Raw genomic sequence first — 17,698 nt, forward strand, 5'->3', positions numbered from 1 at the left:
CTTAATCTATAGCAGTCAGCCACCTTCGGGTGGCTGATTTTTTTGCTGTGAATATGCAACTTTTATATAGACGTGCATGTTTCCACCTAAATGAATCGTCGGCTTGCTGTTCAACAAATCTGCATTAATCTCAACAATCATAGTCATCCTAGACAACTCAAGCTATCATAAACAAGCAAACACACATGGGATGGCGTTATGAAAATCATTGCAGATGAAAATCTGGCATATACCGATTATTTCTTTGCAGATTTGGCAGAAATAGAGCACAAGGCTGGACGCCGTCTAACGCATCAAGATGTGCAAGATGCTGATGCGCTGCTAGTTCGTTCCGTCACCCAAGTGAATGCAGCATTGATTCAACAGACCGCGCTTCAATTTATTGGCAGCGCGACCATTGGCACAGACCACCTTGATATCCCAGCCATCGAGCAGCAGGGCATTGCATGGTCAAATGCGGCAGGTTGTAATGCGCAGGCGGTGAGTGAGTATGTGATTACCGCATTGCTTCATCTCGAGCCTGAATTACTACATGCCAATCAAAACTTTAAACTTGGCATTATTGGACTGGGCAATGTCGGCTCGCGCTTGGTCAAAATGGCACAATTATTAGGTTGGGATGTCATCGCATACGATCCATTTGTGCAGTTGCCCAATGTGCAGCAATGTGACTTAGATGCACTATTACAACAGGCAGATGCAATTTCCATTCATGTGCCATTAACAGAAACTGGTGAACATCCTACTCATCATTTAATTAATGCAGCGCGTTTGGCATGTATGAAGCCTCAAGCCATTCTGATTAATTCAGCGCGTGGGCCAGTGGTAGAAGAAGCGGCTTTAATGCAGGATATTCAACATACTCAGCGTTTAGTGGTATTAGATGTTTTTGAATATGAACCTGAAATCTCTGCAGAATTATTAGATTTGCTTGCTTTGGCAACCCCGCATATTGCAGGGTATAGCCTAGAAGGCAAGGCACGCGGCACACAAATGATTTATCAGGCTTTTTGTGAAAATTTTGGTTTAGATGCCACAAAACAATTTGAAACTCAATTGCCAAGCTGCGCGCAATATTTCAAAACCCAAGATTTGAAAAATAGTCTGCATGCACATTTAAGTCAAATTTATGATATTGCACAGGATGATGCCAATTTACGTGCCTGTGTCAAAGCGGGCAAAGTTGAGCAGCAGGCTTTTGATCATTTAAGAAAAACCTATCCTCTGCGTCGTGAATGGGCAGCACACGGAGGCCCGCAAGCATGAGTTCAAATCTCCAATATCAACCAACTTGCGACTTAAACAGCATGCGCGCACGTGCACAATTGTATGCACAAATACGCCAGTTTTTTGCGGAACGTGAAGTACTTGAAGTTGAAACGCCAATTTTGTCACAGGCAGGAGTGACAGATGTGCATTTGGCTTCAGTGCAAGCACAGCGCCATGTGCAGGGCAAATTGCATACGCACTATTTACAGACCTCACCTGAATTTGCCATGAAGCGTTTATTGGCCAGTGGTAGTGGTGCTATTTATCAAATTTGCAAAGTCTTTCGTGATGATGAGCATGGACGTAAACACAACAGCGAATTTACCATGTTGGAATGGTATCGTCCCGAATTTAGCCTGAAAGAGCTTATATTTGAGGTGACAGATTTACTTAATCTGACGTTAAAACAACGCTTTGGCGAAGTACGTCCAACAGTGTTGAGTTATAAACACGCATTTATGGATCGTTTGGATTTAAATCCTTTACAGGCAAGTCTGCAACAATTGAAAGACTGCTGTCATCGTGTGGGTTTGCATCTGGATTTGGGTGATGACCGTCTAGGCTACATCGACCTATTGTTTTCACATTTTGTAGAACCAAGTTTGGGCTTTGATGCTCCTGTATTTTTAACCGATTTTCCACCTGAATTAGCATCTTTGGCTAAAACCAGAACAGATGATGATGGGGAATTGGTCGCAGCCCGTTTTGAGCTATATATCGAAGGTTTAGAGCTTGCCAATGCCTATGATGAATTGATTGATGCTACTGTGCTGCGTTCTCGTTTTGAAGCCGATAATGCAGAACGCGCACAACTTGGTTTACATGTGATGCCAATTGATGAATATTTATTGGCTGCGTTGCCGAACATGCCTGAATGTTCAGGTATCGCCTTGGGCATAGATCGCTTATTGATGATTGCAACTGAGCAGATGCGTTTAGAGCAAGTGATTAGCTTTCCTGCGCAGCTTGCCTAAAAGCAAAAGACAGTTTCTTATTTCAAGAAGGATTTATTTGAGCTAAAAAGCCGTAGCTTCTATATTTTAGAAGATTACGGCTTTTCGATCAGAAATTTAGGCTGACTTAAATAGGTTAAGAATGATAGATCAAAGAACGCATGTAATGACGTTCTATAGACTTAAATAGCCTAAGCAGTAGCAGCCAAGTGACGTGCCTTTAATTGCTCAATCGCTTTAATGCGTCGTTCAATCAGCATTTCACCAATATCGGGGCCTTGGACATCGGCAGGTAAGTCTTGCGCCTTAATGCTGCGTACCACTTGAATCGCTTCCAAAATATAGCTCGCTTGCGGATAGTCACGATCTTCCAAACCTAAACGCCCACGAGAGTCACATTCACAGGCTTGTACAAAGGCTTCTACACGCTCAGGACGACGCAAGACATCCAAACGCTGTAATAAGCGCCATAACGTGCCAGGCTTTAAGCTCAATGCTTGGTGGCATTTTAAATGCTCTTTACATACAGCAAGTGCAAGTTGTTTGGTATTGGTCGGTACGCGCAGGCGTTCACACACTTCCGTTACAGGTCGAATCCCACGTTCTTCATGCATAATGTGCCGTGGTAATTCATCGGCAGGGGTCAAGGCCTTGCCTAAATCATGCAATAACACTGCAAAGCGTACATCGAGTGAGTAATTGGCACGACAGGCTTGTTGTAGTGACATCATGGTGTGCACACCACTGTCAATTTCAGGGTGATATTCAGGACGCTGTGGAATACCGAATAAAGCATCTAATTCAGGAAATAAAACTTTTAAAGCACCACAGGCACGCAATGTTTCAAAATAAACATCGGCACGTGCTTCCATTAAGGCACGTGAAGTTTCTTTCCATACGCGTTCAGGTGTCAGCGCATGTAACTCACCAGATTCTGCCAACTCTTGCATTAATAACAAGGTTTCAGGTGCAACCACAAAGCCTAAAGCATGATAACGTGCTGCAAAACGAGCAATACGCAGCACCCGTAACGGGTCTTCTACAAAAGCATTGGAAACATGGCGCAGCACTTTATTGCACAGATCTTGCTGTCCACCGTAAGGGTCGTAGACATTGCCATCACTATCCATTGCCATGGCGTTAATGGTTAAATCACGACGGATTAAATCTTCTTCTAAGGTCACGCTTGGGTCGGTATGAAATTCAAAACCGTGATAACCGTGTCCAGATTTGCGCTCAGTGCGAGCAAGTGCATATTCATCTTTGGTTTCAGGATGAAGAAAAACAGGGAAGTCTTTGCCCACAGGTTGAAAGCCTTGAGCCAAAAGTTGTTCGGGCGTTGCGCCAACGACAACATAATCTTTTTCGTGATAGGGATGCCCGAGTAAGTGATCTCGAACTGCACCGCCTACTAAATAAACTTGCATGAAAAAACCTCTATTCTTCAAGCAATCATGCTACAGAATAGAGGTTTTCTCAAGTCTATAATTCTGAGTCAGTCACTCAGAAATATAGGTTTATGCTTTAACTTGTGCTGTTTGTTGAATTTCAGCAACAGTGAGGGCAGTCATATTCACAACACGACGTGTCGTTGCAGTCGGAGTCAAAATATGTACAGGTTTTGCTGCACCTAACAAGATAGGGCCAATCGTAACATTGTTACCTGAAGTCGATTTCAACAAGTTAAATGAAATATTGGCAGCATCTAAGTTCGGCATAATCAACAAGTTTGCAGAACCTTTGAAGCGTGAGTTCGGGAAAGCAAAATGACGGATATTTTCGTCTAATGCTGCATCACCGTGCATTTCACCTTCAACTTCAAGCTCAGGTGCAATCTCACTCAAGATTTCAAAGACTTTACGCATTTTTTGTGCGCTAGAGTCTTGTTGGTCAGAACCAAAACTTGAGTGAGAAAGTAGAGCAACGCGTGGTGTCATACCAAAACGGCGTACTTCTTCAGCCGCTAAAAGTGTCATTTCAGCCAACTGTTCAGCAGTTGGGTTTGTGTTGACATAAGTGTCGGCAATGAACAAGTTGCGATCTTCAAGCATCAATGCGTTAAGGGTAAAGAAGTTAGTACGACCTTCTTTTAGACCAATCACATTTTTTACGAAATCAAGGTGAATATCGTAGCTAGAATAAGTACCACACAACATACCATCGGCTAAACCATGTTTCACTAACATTGCTGCAATGAGGGTAGAGCGACGACGTGCTTCACGCTGCGCGTATTCAGGTGTAACGCCTTTACGCTGCATGATGGTGTAGTAATCATCTGCAAATTTTTCGTAGTTCGGGTTGTTTTCCTGATCTACAATTTCCATATTCACGCCATGTTCCAGACGTAAACCTAGCTTTTTAATGTTCGCTTCAATCACTGAGGTACGACCTACAAGGATTGGTTTAGCCAAGCCTTCATCCACTGCAATTTGTACTGCACGAAGGACGCGTAAGTCTTCACCTTCTGCATAAGCAATACGCTTAGGGTCAGTTTTTGCTTGAGCAAAAATAGGCTTCATCATAAATGCCGAGTTATATACAAACTCAGACAAACGCTGACGGTATGCAGAGAAGTCTTGAATTGGACGACTTGCTACACCTGAATCCATTGCCGCTTGAGCAACTGCAGGTGCAATTTCAAGAATTAAACGCTGATCAAGTGGACGTGGAATTAAATAGTCACGACCGAATGATGCAGATTTTTCACCATAAGTCGCAGCATCTGCTTCAATGTGTGCCATGCGTGCAATTGCGTGTACACAAGCAATTTTCATTTCTTCGTTGATGGTAGTTGCGCCAACGTCTAATGCACCACGGAAAATATACGGGAAGCAAAGTGCGTTGTTAACTTGGTTCGGGTAGTCCGAACGACCAGTCGCCATAATCACATCTGGACGTACTTCATGCGCATGTTCAGGTAAGATTTCTGGATCTGGGTTAGCCAAAGCAAAGATAATTGGATTTTCAGCCATTTCTTTGACCATAGCTTTGGTCAAGATACCCGCTGCAGAAAGACCAAGGAACATATCCGCACCGCTAATTACATCAGCAAGTTGCGTTCCTTCAATGTCTTGCATATAGCGTTTTTTCGAGTCATCCAAACCTTCACGTTTGGTGGTGATTAGACCGCGCGAATCTGCAACAATGATATTTTCTTTTTTCGCGCCCAATGCACACAACAGGTCTAAACAAGACAGTGCGGCTGCACCTGCACCTGAAGCAACGATTTTGATTTCTTCAATCTTCTTGCCGTTAAGTAACAAGGCATTGAGTAGGGCAGAACCTACAATGATTGACGTACCGTGTTGGTCATCGTGGAACACAGGAATATTCATGCGTTCACGAAGTTTTTGCTCAATGTAGAAACATTCTGGTGCCTTGATGTCTTCAAGGTTAATACCACCAAAAGTTGGTTCTAGTGCTGCAACAATATCTACAATTTTGTCTGGATCATTTTCAGCAATTTCGATGTCAAATACATCGACACCAGCAAACTTTTTAAAGAGTACGCCTTTACCTTCCATCACAGGTTTAGACGCCAAAGGACCGATATTACCTAAACCTAATACTGCTGTACCGTTACTAACGACAGCAACCAAGTTACCGCGAGCGGTATAAAGTGCAGCTGTTGAAGGATCACGTTCAATCTCTAAACATGGTGCTGCGACACCTGGTGAGTAAGCGAGCGCTAAGTCACGTTGGTTGACCAGCTGCTTACTTGGAGTAACGCTGATTTTTCCTGGTGTTGGAAATTCGTGATAGTAAAGTGCCTGCTGTTTTAATGATTGATCGTCCATCTGAATCTCGTGTGTGACAAGTTGGCCAGCGATGCTGGTGGTTTTTTTATGAATCTTATCGAATATACCATTACTTGCCCCCTTAGCACAGACGTCACTGTTTATTTTTAGAACAAACTTAGAGCTTTTGGGTCTAGTTTCAGATTAAGGAGCGATAAGCGCGCGATACTAAATTGGCTTTTAGAAATTGGGTCGCTTCACTTTCAGGCAAAGGCCTAGAGAATAAATACCCCTGCGCAATATCACAATTTAAATTCTGCAAATATTGCAGTTGTTGCTCAGTTTCAATCCCTTCAGCCACCACACTCATGCCCATGGCTTTGCCCATAGCAATCATGGCACTAACAATGGCTTCTTGTTTGGTATTCCCAATTTTAGAAACAAAGCTACGGTCTATTTTTAAACTGTCAATTGGGAAGTCTGTTAAGTAAGAAAGTGAAGAATAGCCTGTACCAAAATCATCTAAGGCGATATGAATATCACGTTGTTTAATTTCATCTAATAAAGACTTCACGGTTGTGGAGTTTTCCACTAAAGAGGATTCGGTAATTTCTAATTCTAAGCTTGCACCTGAAATTTGATAGGTATTAATCGCATCATCTAAATCTTGCAGCAATTGACCACGTTGCAGTTGTTGTGCAACTACATTAACCGATACTTGGATATGATCAAAACCTAACAGATTCCATTCACGAATTTGCTTGGCAGTTTGTTGAATTACAACCCGACCAATATCGGAAATTAAACTGGTTTGTTCTGCAATAGGAATAAATAGGTTGGGTGGAATAATGCCTTTGGTTGGATGCTGCCAGCGCACCAATGCTTCAAACCCGATCACCTGATAATTATGGAAATCAATTTTAGGTTGATAATATACAATTAATTCATCATTTTTAATGGCTTGGCGTAAGTCACGCTCTAAATGTACATCCTGCTCTAGCAGTTTGGTGTTGTCTAAAGTGTAATATTTAATGGTATTGCCACCTAAACGCTTAGCCTCAGACAAGGCTTGTTCAGCACAATTATTTAGATAATCCAACTGGCGTCCATGTTCAGGATAGAGGGAAACCCCCATCGATAGGGTAATAATATGTTCTTGTCCCTGTACATTAAACGGCAAATTAAAGGCTTTGGTGATACGTTCACAGTGCTCTTCGATTGAAGGGCGAATATGAGAAATTTCATAAACAATTGCAAAATCATCGCCATTTAAGTGTGCAACAAACAGCGCTTCGGCATTGGTGATACGTAAACGCTGCGCCACTTGGCGGAGTAATTCATCGCCACCATTATTGCTTAAATATTCGTTTAAAGGTCTGAAACGGTCAATATTGAGTCGAATGACCGCCAATTGCTGCAATGAATCTTGCTGTGAAATAAGATATTGATGTAGTTGATAATTATAATAAAAACGATTGGGGAGATCGGTCAGCGCATCATAATTTTCTAAATAGGATAAACGCTGTTCTTGTAGTTTATGTTCGGTTAAATCAGACACAATTCCAATATAATTAATAATACGGTTTTGCTCATCTTTGACTGCATTGATATGCATACGAACTTCTAATTCTTTTCCTGAGCGGAATTTTATATTCCTTTCAGTATGATATTCACCCTTGCTGAGTAATTGTTGAACAATTTCCTCTTGTGTCATGCGTGGATTTGCTTTGTTGGATTTGACTAAATCAAACAGATATTTACCTATAATATGGTCACGTTGAAATCCACTCATTTGTGCATAGAATGGATTGCTTTCAATATAGCGCAGGTTTTCATCTAAAATAAAAATACCTTCAGCCGCTTGTTCAAGTACGCTAGCAGTGAGTTTTAAGCGTTCTTGTGCAATCCGTTCTTGGTGAATGTCACGGCGAACCCCGACCATGCGTAAAGGTTTATTGGTGACAGGATCACGCTCAATTACTCGCCCAATATCATGCACCCAATACCATTGACCTGAATTATGTTGTATGCGATATGTGGCTTGATAGCGTTCTGTCTGACCACGTAAATGCTCTTTCATGGTTTGATGAAGGTGTGCAATATCATCACGGTGAATTAATTGCTGTAATTTATTCAGATGCTTTTTGGAATTTTTTAAACGAGTTTGCTGTGAGCCAGTGCCAAAGACAATGCTTCTTTCTCGGATATTCCAGTCCCACGCTTTAATACCTGCGGCTTCATGTGCCAAAATTAAACTATGTTGTTGTTTAATTAAGTCTAGATGGGTTTGTTCTAAGTCAAAGGTACGTTCTCTAATTTTTTGTTCCAGCATTTGATTGTTAAATTGCAGTTGCAATTCAATATCTTTAGATTTGTTCATTTCCACTTGCAATTGTTGGCGGAGTTGATCTGTCCAGTCAACTTGTTGCTCTGCGGCTTTTTTGAGTTGGTCGTTCTTAAAATAGACGCTCGATAAACGACGATGCATGTGCATTGAAGTATTGGCACAAATCAGTAAGGTAATTAAGGCAAAATTTGTCGCGAGAAAAAAGAAAGCGGAAGTTTCGGAGTGAACTAAAAACTGTGCGACAATATAGGGTGTGATCACTGGAATGAATACCCAGCAAAAATAACTCAAGCGCTGCGTTAAAAAGGTGAGGGCAAAGGTTTGACTCACAATAATTAATAAGGCCGCTAAAATAATCGCTTCATAGTTGCTCAGTTCAGGGTTTTGCTGAGGTAAAAAGTAATACAGTAAACTTACCCCAACCGCGATTGCTGTTCCGATCAAGAAACACACCAATTTTAACCAACGATGTGCTTGTTGGAGTTGATATTGTCCCACTTTAAAGTGAATTGCTGTGAGCAGTAAACACGAACCAATGGTCAGTTCAGTGAGAATAAACCAGATATTGAAGTAAGGTGATGAATGTGAGAAAGAAATTTGATAAATAAAAAACACATACAGGCAAACAATCAGGATGCTGACCAAAAAGAATCGAATAAGCCGAATGGTATTGGTGATTTGCGCAGCATCTAAGTATTGCTGCAACAATTCATCTTGAGCGTCTGACATACTTCCCCAAAATCTAGTTAAATGATTCCATCATTTATATTTTTAAATAACATCACTTTCATGCATAAAATATTGCTGTTTTGTGTTTAAATTTTATGCAAATTTTTTAATATATTGTTCGAGATTAATCCTGTACTTTATAAATTGCAATGTTATTGGCAATCGATTTCTGTAAAAACGGATAAATTAATCAGCCAAGCGATAATTTAAGAGAGCTAAAGCAACCACAGGTGCGGTTTCAGTGCGTAATACCCGAGTACCAATACACCAGTTTTGAAAGCCAACCGCATTGGCAGCGCTAATTTCTGTTTCGCTTAAACCACCTTCAGGCCCAATTAATAAAGCCAAATCTTTACTGACATTGTTTAGCACATCGACTTGATCTTTATTCGGTGCTAACACTAATTTGGTGGTAGGAAGGTCACTATTCAGCCAGTCCTCTAAACGTAGTGGGGCTAAAATTTTCGGTACGATATTCATGCCACATTGTTCACAGGCTGCAATGGCAATGCCTTGCCAATGATCTAATTTTTTTTGATCGCGGTCATATTTTAAGCGCATTTCACAGCGTTCAGAGGTGAGCAACTGAATGTTAGTCACGCCAAGCTCTACCGCTTTTTGAATCGCATAATCCATACGATCGCCTTTGCTCATTACTTGTCCTAATAAGGCGCTAAAGCTTGGGATGCGATTGTCTGGATTAAAACTTTTAATCTGCACTTGCGCTGTTTTTTTGGTAACTTCAACCAGTTCCACTTCATATTCACCACCTTGCCCATTGAACAAGGTGGCGGTTTCACCGACTTGTGCGCGTAGTACTTTCACCCAGTGATGAAATACTGTTTCAGTCAGTTCAACTTGCGTATCTACTGCTAATTCAGCCTCAATATAAAAACGGGGCATAGGGATTACTCGTTCAAGTCAATAAATATGAAAAATACAGCTTAAGCCAAACCAAGATCTGTCACTAATTGACGAGTCGGTTCGGTGTTGTTCATGGTGTAAAAATGCAAACTTGGCGCACCACCTGCAATCAGGCGTTCGCACAGTTTAATGATTACCTCATGACCAAAAGCTTTGATTGAAGCTGTGTCATCACCATAAGTTGCCAATTGTTTGCGAATCCAACGTGGAATTTCCGCACCAGTGCCATCTGCAAAGCGAATTAAATTGCTGGCATTAGTAATTGGCATAATGCCGGGTGCAACAGGGATATTCACACCTTGTTTTTGAATACGTTCTACAAAGTAGAAGTACGCATCTGGATTGAAAAAGAACTGCGTGATGGCAGCATTAGCACCTGCATTTACTTTGGTGACAAAGTTTTTAATGTCTTGATCAAAGTGGTCTGCTTGTGGATGCATTTCAGGATAAGCCGCAACTTCAATGTGAAAATGATCACCTGAATGTTCACGAATAAAACGCACCAAGTCAGACGCATACGGCAATTCGCCTAAACCAACTTGACCTGAAGGTAAATCACCACGCAAAGCCACAATGCGGTCAATGCCTTGTGCTTTATAAATATCAAGCAATTCAGCAATACGCGCTTTGTCATCACCAATACAAGACAGGTGCGGCGCTACAGGTGTGCCTTTGCCATTGAAGTCGCTAATGGTCGATAAAGTACGTTCACGAGTAGAACCACCTGCACCATAAGTGATAGAAAAAAACTCTGGATTTAAAAGTTGTAATTCTTGATGCACAACTTTGAGTTTTTCTGCACCTACATCGGTTTTAGATGGGAAAAATTCAAATGAAATTGGAACTAGTTTGGTCATGATTCAATCCTTGTTATAAATACTTATTTATATTTTTATCTCTGCTCAATCCTCTCGTGTGCTGGGTTTAAAAAAGCAATGTTTTAAACTTGCTCACGAGAGGACTTACCTTCTAACTCATTCATTAAACAATGAATCATTCCCTCTCCCTATGAGAGAGGGTTAGGCAGAGGGATTAAATACTTAGTATTTATAAGCATCCGATTTAAACGGACCATCAACAGCTACACCTAAGTAGTCCGCTTGTACTTGAGTCAATTGTGTTAATACACCACCAAAACCAGCAACCATTGCAGCAGCAACTTCTTCGTCTAGTTTTTTCGGTAAGATTTCAACACGAATTGCCGCTTGTTTTTGATCGGCAGGAAGATCGGCAAATTTCTCTGCAAATAAGTGCATTTGTGCCAATACTTGGTTAGCAAATGAACCATCCATAATACGTGATGGGTGACCTGTTGCGTTACCCAAGTTCACTAAACGACCTTCAGAAAGCAAGATTAAATAATCGTTTTCGTTTTCTGAACGATACACTTGGTGTACTTGTGGCTTCACTTCAACCCACTTATAACCTCGTAAGTAATTGGTGTCGATTTCTGTATCGAAGTGACCAATGTTACATACGACAGCGCCTGCTTTAAGTGTATCTAGCATTGCCGCATCACACACGTGATAGTTACCTGTTGTAGTCACAATCAAGTCAGTATTTTCTAACAACTCTAGGTTGACGTCTGCTTTATTACCTGTTTGTACGCCATTTTTGTATGGAGAGACAACTTCGTAACCATCCATACATGCTTGCATTGCACAAATTGGGTCAATTTCAGAAACACGAACAATCATGCCTTCTTGGCGTAAAGACTGCGCAGAACCTTTACCCACATCACCGTAACCAATAACCAATGCACGACGACCAGACAATAACATGTCTGTACCACGTTTAATCGCATCGTTGAGTGAGTGACGGCAACCGTATTTATTGTCGTTTTTAGATTTAGTCACAGAGTCGTTGACGTTAATTGCAGGCACTTTTAAAGAACCATCTTTCCACATTTCAATTAGACGTTGTACGCCCGTAGTGGTTTCTTCAGTAATACCGTGAATGCGCTCTAATAATGCAGGATATTTCTCGTGAACAAGTGCAGTTAAGTCACCGCCATCGTCCAAAATCATGTTGGCATCCCATGGTGTGCCATTTACATTAATTTGTTGTTCAAGACACCATACATATTCTTCTTCAGTTTCGCCTTTCCAAGCAAAAACAGGCACACCTGAAGCAGCAATTGCTGCAGCAGCGTGGTCTTGAGTAGAGAAGATGTTACAAGAAGTCCAACGAACTTCTGCGCCCAATTCAACTAGCGTTTCAATTAAAACAGCAGTTTGAATGGTCATGTGGATACAGCCGAGAATTTTCGCGCCTGCAAGTGGTTTTGCAGCTGAGTAGCGCTTACGCAAACCCATAAGGGCTGGCATTTCTGCTTCTGCAAGTTTGATTTCTTTACGACCAAAATCAGCTAGTGTGATATCGGCAACTTTATAATCTGTAAATGAAGCATTAACCGCGTTCATCACGATCTCCTTATAAAAAACAATTGATCATTCAGTTCGCGGATGCCGTTTCTTGCATAGCAAACGCATTGCTATGCTGGTCGAGCCTGGCGATTTTACGTTTCGTGCCTGTAAAACGTCGCAGCATCCCTCGACTAGCGCGATATTGTACTTGGAAATTGATTCAGTTCCAATCATGTTTTGTTTATTATCACTACAAACATATTTTTGAGATTGAATGATGGCTTTAGAGCTTCCTCAAGAGTTGGCAAATTTAGAAGCCAACGGCGGGATTTACGCAGTGTGGATGTTGCTACGACACTTAGGAATTGATGCCGATATTCAACAATTGATTGAAGTGTGTGGTTATACGCCAGAGCAGGGCACAACCACAATTGGCTTGGCTGTTGGACTGAAAAAGTTTGGCTTTAATGTGCAGTTTTATACTGACCCTGACCCAGATTTACAAGATGCAGAAAAGTTAAGTTATGCCGAAGCTAAACAGCTTAAATTGCCTGTATTGGCGGCAATCGGCTATCAGCAAATTCAGCACGCATTTGATGAAAATAAATTTATAATTGTCTATTACGACACTTTAGAAGGCGTGGGCAATCACTCATTGCTATATTCAATTGATGATGCTGAAATTTGTTTCTTTGACAGTTTTGAGCCGATGCCTGCGGCTGTGTTTGAACAACAGCGTCTGCAAGAGGGCATTTGCAGACAAGTAATTGTGGTCGAAGTCTAAGTGTTATTCAAAGTCTAAGCTTTATTCAATGACGATTCGAGTCATGCAAAAAATTGTCTAGCCCATCAATTGATTGGCTAGAGAAAGGGATTACTCCGCTGCGTCTGCTTTTTGTGTCCAATATTCAGCTTTATTTTCGTCAGCATCTACACCCAAAGCATTTGCATAAATAAAAGCAAGGTCACGCATGGCTTGTACTTCGCCCAATTCTGCTGCTTGCTGTACCAATGCCACAGAGCGAGCGACATCTTGTTCAACCACATCACCACGACGGTAGTAGCCTGCCAACTCTAAAATAGCGGCAGGGTGTTGTGCATCACTGGCTTTTTTGAGCCAGACAAAAGCATCTTCAAAATGTTGTTTGGCATCTTCAGGGTCATCTTCTAGAACATCTTTGGCATATACGGTATAGCCTTCACCAAGCCAATACATGGCTTCGATATGTCCGTTTGCGGCAGCTTTGAGCGCCCATTGTTCGGCAAGTTCAATATCTTCATTAAAATCGCTTTGCATATACAGCACCGCCACTTCAAATTGGGCATCGGCTTGTCCTGCAATGGCGCGGTTCATTAGCGCAGGGGAGATTGAAACAGATTCTGACATAATGTCATCCAGCAAAATTACAACATAAGATTGTGCGATAGCCTAAAAGGTCTGCTGGGAAAAAGCCATCTTCGGTGTGATTTTTTTTAAAAAATTAGGGTTAATTGATCATGCGTTTATGCAGACAATAACAAAAAATCACTTGAGCCATATCGTCAAGTTTTAATATGCTGAATGTTAAACATGGTCATAATGAGAACAATAAGATGGCAAATTTTTTAACTGCTGAACAAGCAAAAGTTTATTCAGATCATGCCAAGCTAGATATTGAATTATATAAGCAGCGTTTGGCGTCTTTAATCGAAGAGAATGCCAAGCAGGGCAATACCGCAGTTTTTACTGTGCTGCCAAAACATTTACCTTTAGAAGATATTCGAAATTTATCGGCACAGCTGACTGATTTGGGTTATCAGGTGCGCTTTGAGTTAAATGAGTTCTTTTATAGCTTTAATGTGTATTGGATTTAAAACTCAACTCTACCGACATTTCACCAAATAGTTTTAGTGAAATGTCGAGCGTTTATATTTTTTGATTTAGATTGCGTTTAAGTATTTGCAGTATGTTCTGCCAAAACTTCCAACGCTGCGCGAAAAGCTTCCTGAGTTGCAGGTGCGCCACAATAAGGCAAGCTGTGTAACAAGACTTCCTGAATTTCTTCGACACTTGCCCCGTTATTTAGCGCACCACGAATATGTCCTTTAAGCTCTGTCGGGCTTTTTAAAGCAGTTAAAAAGGCGATAGTAATTAAGGAACGATATTTGCGTGGTAACACACCTTCACGTTGCCAAGTTGAACCCCATGCATGTTCATTAATCCAGTCCTGCAAAGGTTGGGTAAATGGTACAGTGTTGTCCTGTGCGCGTTTTACAAAGCTTTCGCCCATGACTTCAGTGCGAACTTTTAAGCCATTGTCATAGTCTTGTTGTGACATTTTACTATCCCTGTTTTATTGTTTGAGCTCGGTGTATAGATTAAGTGCATAGATTAACAATTTATGGCGATGACACCATGCGCACTTGGTCGTAGACCATCAAAAAATATTCACATCTATCTATTTTTAATATATCCACAAGGTATAAAAAACCCCGAACATAAAGTCGGGGCTGTTTTAGCTTTATCGCAAATTTTGAAATAAGCGAGTGTTAAGCTTCAATGGTTTGCACGCTAATTTTTTTAGCAGGGTCGGCTTTACGACGTACTGTTGGTACAGGTTCACCATAATATTGACGGTCTGCAAAATAACTTGAACGTACCATTGGCGCAGCCCAAATATTTTTAAAACCTAACTTTTGACCATGCGCTGTATAACGCTCAAATTCTTCAGGTGTTACAAAGCGGTCAATTGGCGCATGTTCTTTAGATGGCTGTAAATATTGACCAATGGTCACATAATCTACATCGTGCGCTTTAAGATCATCTAACAGTGCAATAACTTCTTCTTCAGATTCTCCAATACCTACCATCAAACCGCATTTGGTTGGAATATCTGGGCAATATTCTTTAAACATTTTCAGCAAGTTCAAAGAGTGCTGATAGTCTGAACCCGGACGCATGGCTTTATATAAGCGTGGCACAGTTTCAATGTTGTGGTTAAAAACATCTGGCGGACATTCGGTCATAATGCGTAGTGCAATATCCATACGACCACGGAAGTCTGGCACCAAAATTTCTAACAACGTATTTGGGCTTAAAGAGCGGGCTTCTTTAATACAATCGACAAAATGTTGTGCACCACCATCTAACAAGTCATCACGGTCTACAGAGGTGATCACGGCATATTTTAAGCCTAAGTTGGCAATGGTTTCTGCCATGTGACGAGGTTCTTCAGGATCTAGTGCATTTGGACGACCATGCGCAACATCACAGAACGGGCAGCGACGGGTACAAATATCACCCATGATCATAAAGGTTGCTGTACCACCACCAAAGCATTCTGGAAGGTTTGGACAAGCGGCTTCTTCACAAACGGTGTGCAATTTTTGCTGACGCAAAGTGGTTTTAATACGTTGAACTTCTTCTGGTGCCGTCATTTTGACCCGAATCCAGTCAGGTTTACGAGGCGTTTCAACCGTAGGAACAACTTTTACAGGAATACGTGCGACTTTTTCAGCACCACGAAGTTTGACACCCTGTTCTGGTTTACGGTTTGCAGACATATTCAACTTTTCCACTGTTTTTGAAAGGGGAGAGATTTAGTGTAGGCTAGATTTTACGTGAAATAGAGTCTGATTAAACCGAATCTAAGTGCAAAAGTAAAATGTCACCTTAACTTCATCATAAGACGGTTATTATAACGAAATTGTGCTTAAATTGGGTAAAAACGATATTCATATAAAAAATGTGGTTATCACGTAATATATGCACAGTAAATACAGAAAATTCAAAAGATTTACGTCATAATATAGCCCATTGAAAAGACAGATTTAAAGAAAAGGAGCGTTGAATGCCACGTAAAAAAGAGGTCGTTAGTGGAACTTTCGTGAAGTACGATGCGGTTGTTCTCGGTTCAGGCCCTGCGGGTGAAGGCGCGGCAATGAAACTTGCCAAATCTGGTAAGCGTGTTGCGATTGTAGATGTTCGTGAGCAGCTTGGCGGTAACTGTACCCATGTGGGTACCATTCCAAGTAAAGCATTGCGTCAGACAGTGTCGAATATTATCCGTTATCGCCGTGACCCAATGTTTAAAAAAATGGGCGATTGGCGTCAGTTCACCATGAAGCAAGTGTTGCAAAGTGCGCATAAAGTTATTCAGCAGCAAGTTGAAACGCACTCTCGCTTTTATGACCGTAATGAAATTGCGATTTATCATGGTCGTGCTTATATCCAAGATAAAAATACGGTCTTGGTATTTGGTGCAGATGGCATTAAAGAAACCATTATGTGTCAGCAAATTGTGATTGCGACAGGTAGCCGTCCATATCGTCCAGAAATGTTGGATTTCAACCATCCACGTGTATTTGATTCAGACAAAATTTTGGATTTGGATTTCTCGATTCAAAAAATTATTATTTATGGCGCGGGTGTGATTGGTTGTGAATATGCATCCATCTTCATTGGTTTAGATCATAAAGTTGATTTGATTAATACTCAGCACAAATTGCTCAGCTATTTGGATGATGAAATTTCAGATGCCTTGTCATATCACTTGCGTGCGCAAGGGGTGCTGATTCGCCACAATGAGCAAATTGATCATTTAGAAACTTTTGATGATCACGTGGTTTTATATTTGCAAAGTGGCAAGAAAATCAAAGCTGATGCGATTTTGTGGTGTAACGGACGTTCAGGTAATACCGATGGTTTAGGTTTAGAAAACGTAGAACTTAAACCAAACAGCCGTGGTCAATTAACGGTGAATGATCAATATCAAACCGAAGTAGAGAATATTTATGCTGCGGGCGATGTAATTGGTTGGCCTTCGTTAGCATCAGCTGCCTATGACCAAGGTCGTTGCGCGGGTGCAAATATGAGTGGCGAAGAAAATGTTGCGCCTGTGACCGATATTCCAACAGGTATTTACACCATTCCAGAAATTTCTTCGATTGGTAAAACTGAGCAGGAATTGACGGAAGAAAAAATTCCTTATGAAGTTGGTCAGGCATCTTTCCGTCATTTAGCGCGTGCGCAAATTACGGGTGATACAGTGGGTGAATTGAAGATTTTATTCCACCGTGACACTTTAGAAGTATTGGGTGTGCATTGCTTTGGTAATAATGCGGCAGAGATTATCCACATTGGTCAGGCGGTGATGAACAGCCCGAACAATACCATTAAGTATTTTGTGGAAACCACATTCAACTATCCAACCATGGCGGAAGCGTATCGTGTGGCGACCTTGAATGGGATGAATCGTTTGTTTTAAGCAGATTCTGCTGACTGCAAAATAGAAAATTTAGAACACTTCATAAGATCATTCTTGTGGGGTGTTTTTTATTGCCTTGCTGTAGGAAAATTTATGCATTGAGGGAAAGTTGATTTGTGGAACATAG

15 protein-coding genes are annotated in these 17,698 nt (G+C 41.2%); 5 read left to right on the forward strand and 10 right to left on the reverse strand.

Annotation, left to right across the window (positions count from 1 at the left end; genetic code table 11):
- Positions 1 to 15: 15 nt before the first annotated feature.
- A complete protein-coding gene (locus tag FTT70_RS13650) occupies positions 16 to 147 on the reverse strand; it encodes a hypothetical protein (protein ID WP_257229398.1) in 132 nt (43 codons plus the stop codon).
- Between the two features lie 51 nt (positions 148 to 198).
- Between FTT70_RS13650 and FTT70_RS09935 the strand changes: the two genes are divergently transcribed.
- Positions 199 to 1,266: a 4-phosphoerythronate dehydrogenase gene (locus tag FTT70_RS09935; protein ID WP_004972744.1), complete on the forward strand. Its 1,068-nt coding sequence runs from the start codon at positions 199 to 201 to the stop codon at positions 1,264 to 1,266.
- Positions 1,263 to 2,243: an EF-P lysine aminoacylase EpmA gene (gene epmA, locus FTT70_RS09940; protein ID WP_180168593.1), complete on the forward strand. Its 981-nt coding sequence runs from the start codon at positions 1,263 to 1,265 to the stop codon at positions 2,241 to 2,243. Before FTT70_RS09935 ends, epmA begins: the two co-directional genes overlap by 4 nt.
- 170 nt (positions 2,244 to 2,413) lie before the next feature.
- Here the strand turns inward: epmA and FTT70_RS09945 are convergent, their stop codons facing one another.
- The 6 genes from FTT70_RS09945 to ahcY all read right to left on the reverse strand — a co-directional run bounded on the left by FTT70_RS09945 (position 2,414) and on the right by ahcY (position 12,382).
- On the reverse strand, positions 2,414 to 3,649 hold the full coding sequence (locus FTT70_RS09945) for a multifunctional CCA addition/repair protein (RefSeq protein WP_004972751.1): 1,236 nt from the start codon (positions 3,647 to 3,649) through the stop codon (positions 2,414 to 2,416).
- Positions 3,650 to 3,739: 90 nt separating this feature from the next.
- Positions 3,740 to 6,019 (reverse strand): NADP-dependent malic enzyme, encoded by a 2,280-nt coding sequence (locus FTT70_RS09950; RefSeq protein ID WP_004972754.1) that lies wholly within the window; start codon positions 6,017 to 6,019, stop codon positions 3,740 to 3,742.
- Positions 6,020 to 6,158: 139 nt separating this feature from the next.
- Positions 6,159 to 9,035 (reverse strand): bifunctional diguanylate cyclase/phosphodiesterase, encoded by a 2,877-nt coding sequence (locus FTT70_RS09955; RefSeq protein ID WP_180168594.1) that lies wholly within the window; start codon positions 9,033 to 9,035, stop codon positions 6,159 to 6,161.
- Between the two features lie 186 nt (positions 9,036 to 9,221).
- On the reverse strand, positions 9,222 to 9,938 hold the full coding sequence (locus FTT70_RS09960; RefSeq protein ID WP_180168595.1) for a 16S rRNA (uracil(1498)-N(3))-methyltransferase: 717 nt from the start codon (positions 9,936 to 9,938) through the stop codon (positions 9,222 to 9,224).
- 41 nt (positions 9,939 to 9,979) lie between these two features.
- The gene (metF, locus tag FTT70_RS09965) at positions 9,980 to 10,816 is read right to left on the reverse strand and encodes a methylenetetrahydrofolate reductase [NAD(P)H] (RefSeq protein WP_136144198.1); all 837 of its coding nucleotides are present in this window, start codon (positions 10,814 to 10,816) and stop codon (positions 9,980 to 9,982) included.
- A gap of 183 nt (positions 10,817 to 10,999) precedes the next feature.
- Positions 11,000 to 12,382, reverse strand: coding sequence for an adenosylhomocysteinase (ahcY, locus tag FTT70_RS09970; RefSeq protein WP_179995669.1), 1,383 nt, complete (start codon positions 12,380 to 12,382; stop codon positions 11,000 to 11,002).
- Positions 12,383 to 12,602: 220 nt separating this feature from the next.
- Between ahcY and FTT70_RS09975 the strand changes: the two genes are divergently transcribed.
- A complete protein-coding gene (locus FTT70_RS09975; protein ID WP_180168596.1) occupies positions 12,603 to 13,109 on the forward strand; it encodes a cysteine peptidase family C39 domain-containing protein in 507 nt (168 codons plus the stop codon).
- A gap of 90 nt (positions 13,110 to 13,199) precedes the next feature.
- Here FTT70_RS09975 and FTT70_RS09980 read toward each other — a convergent pair whose 3' ends face one another.
- Positions 13,200 to 13,712 (reverse strand): tetratricopeptide repeat protein, encoded by a 513-nt coding sequence (locus FTT70_RS09980; RefSeq protein ID WP_131261573.1) that lies wholly within the window; start codon positions 13,710 to 13,712, stop codon positions 13,200 to 13,202.
- A gap of 206 nt (positions 13,713 to 13,918) precedes the next feature.
- On the opposite strand from FTT70_RS09980, the gene FTT70_RS09985 reads away from it, so the two are divergent.
- Positions 13,919 to 14,179 (forward strand): hypothetical protein, encoded by a 261-nt coding sequence (locus tag FTT70_RS09985; RefSeq protein WP_004972768.1) that lies wholly within the window; start codon positions 13,919 to 13,921, stop codon positions 14,177 to 14,179.
- 77 nt (positions 14,180 to 14,256) lie between these two features.
- On the opposite strand, the gene FTT70_RS09990 is transcribed toward FTT70_RS09985, so the two are convergent.
- A complete protein-coding gene (locus FTT70_RS09990) occupies positions 14,257 to 14,643 on the reverse strand; it encodes a carboxymuconolactone decarboxylase family protein (RefSeq protein WP_004972770.1) in 387 nt (128 codons plus the stop codon).
- Between the two features lie 211 nt (positions 14,644 to 14,854).
- Entirely contained in the window at positions 14,855 to 15,868 is a 1,014-nt protein-coding gene (gene lipA / locus FTT70_RS09995; RefSeq protein ID WP_096902386.1) for a lipoyl synthase, read from the reverse strand.
- A gap of 287 nt (positions 15,869 to 16,155) precedes the next feature.
- Here lipA and sthA point away from each other — a divergent pair, with 287 nt between their 5' ends.
- Positions 16,156 to 17,571, forward strand: coding sequence for a Si-specific NAD(P)(+) transhydrogenase (gene sthA / locus FTT70_RS10000; protein ID WP_042068765.1), 1,416 nt, complete (start codon positions 16,156 to 16,158; stop codon positions 17,569 to 17,571).
- The last annotated feature ends 127 nt before the right edge of the window (positions 17,572 to 17,698 follow it).

It is taken from the genome of Acinetobacter sp. YH01003, from assembly GCF_013420525.1.
GTDB lineage: Bacteria > Pseudomonadota > Gammaproteobacteria > Pseudomonadales > Moraxellaceae > Acinetobacter > Acinetobacter towneri.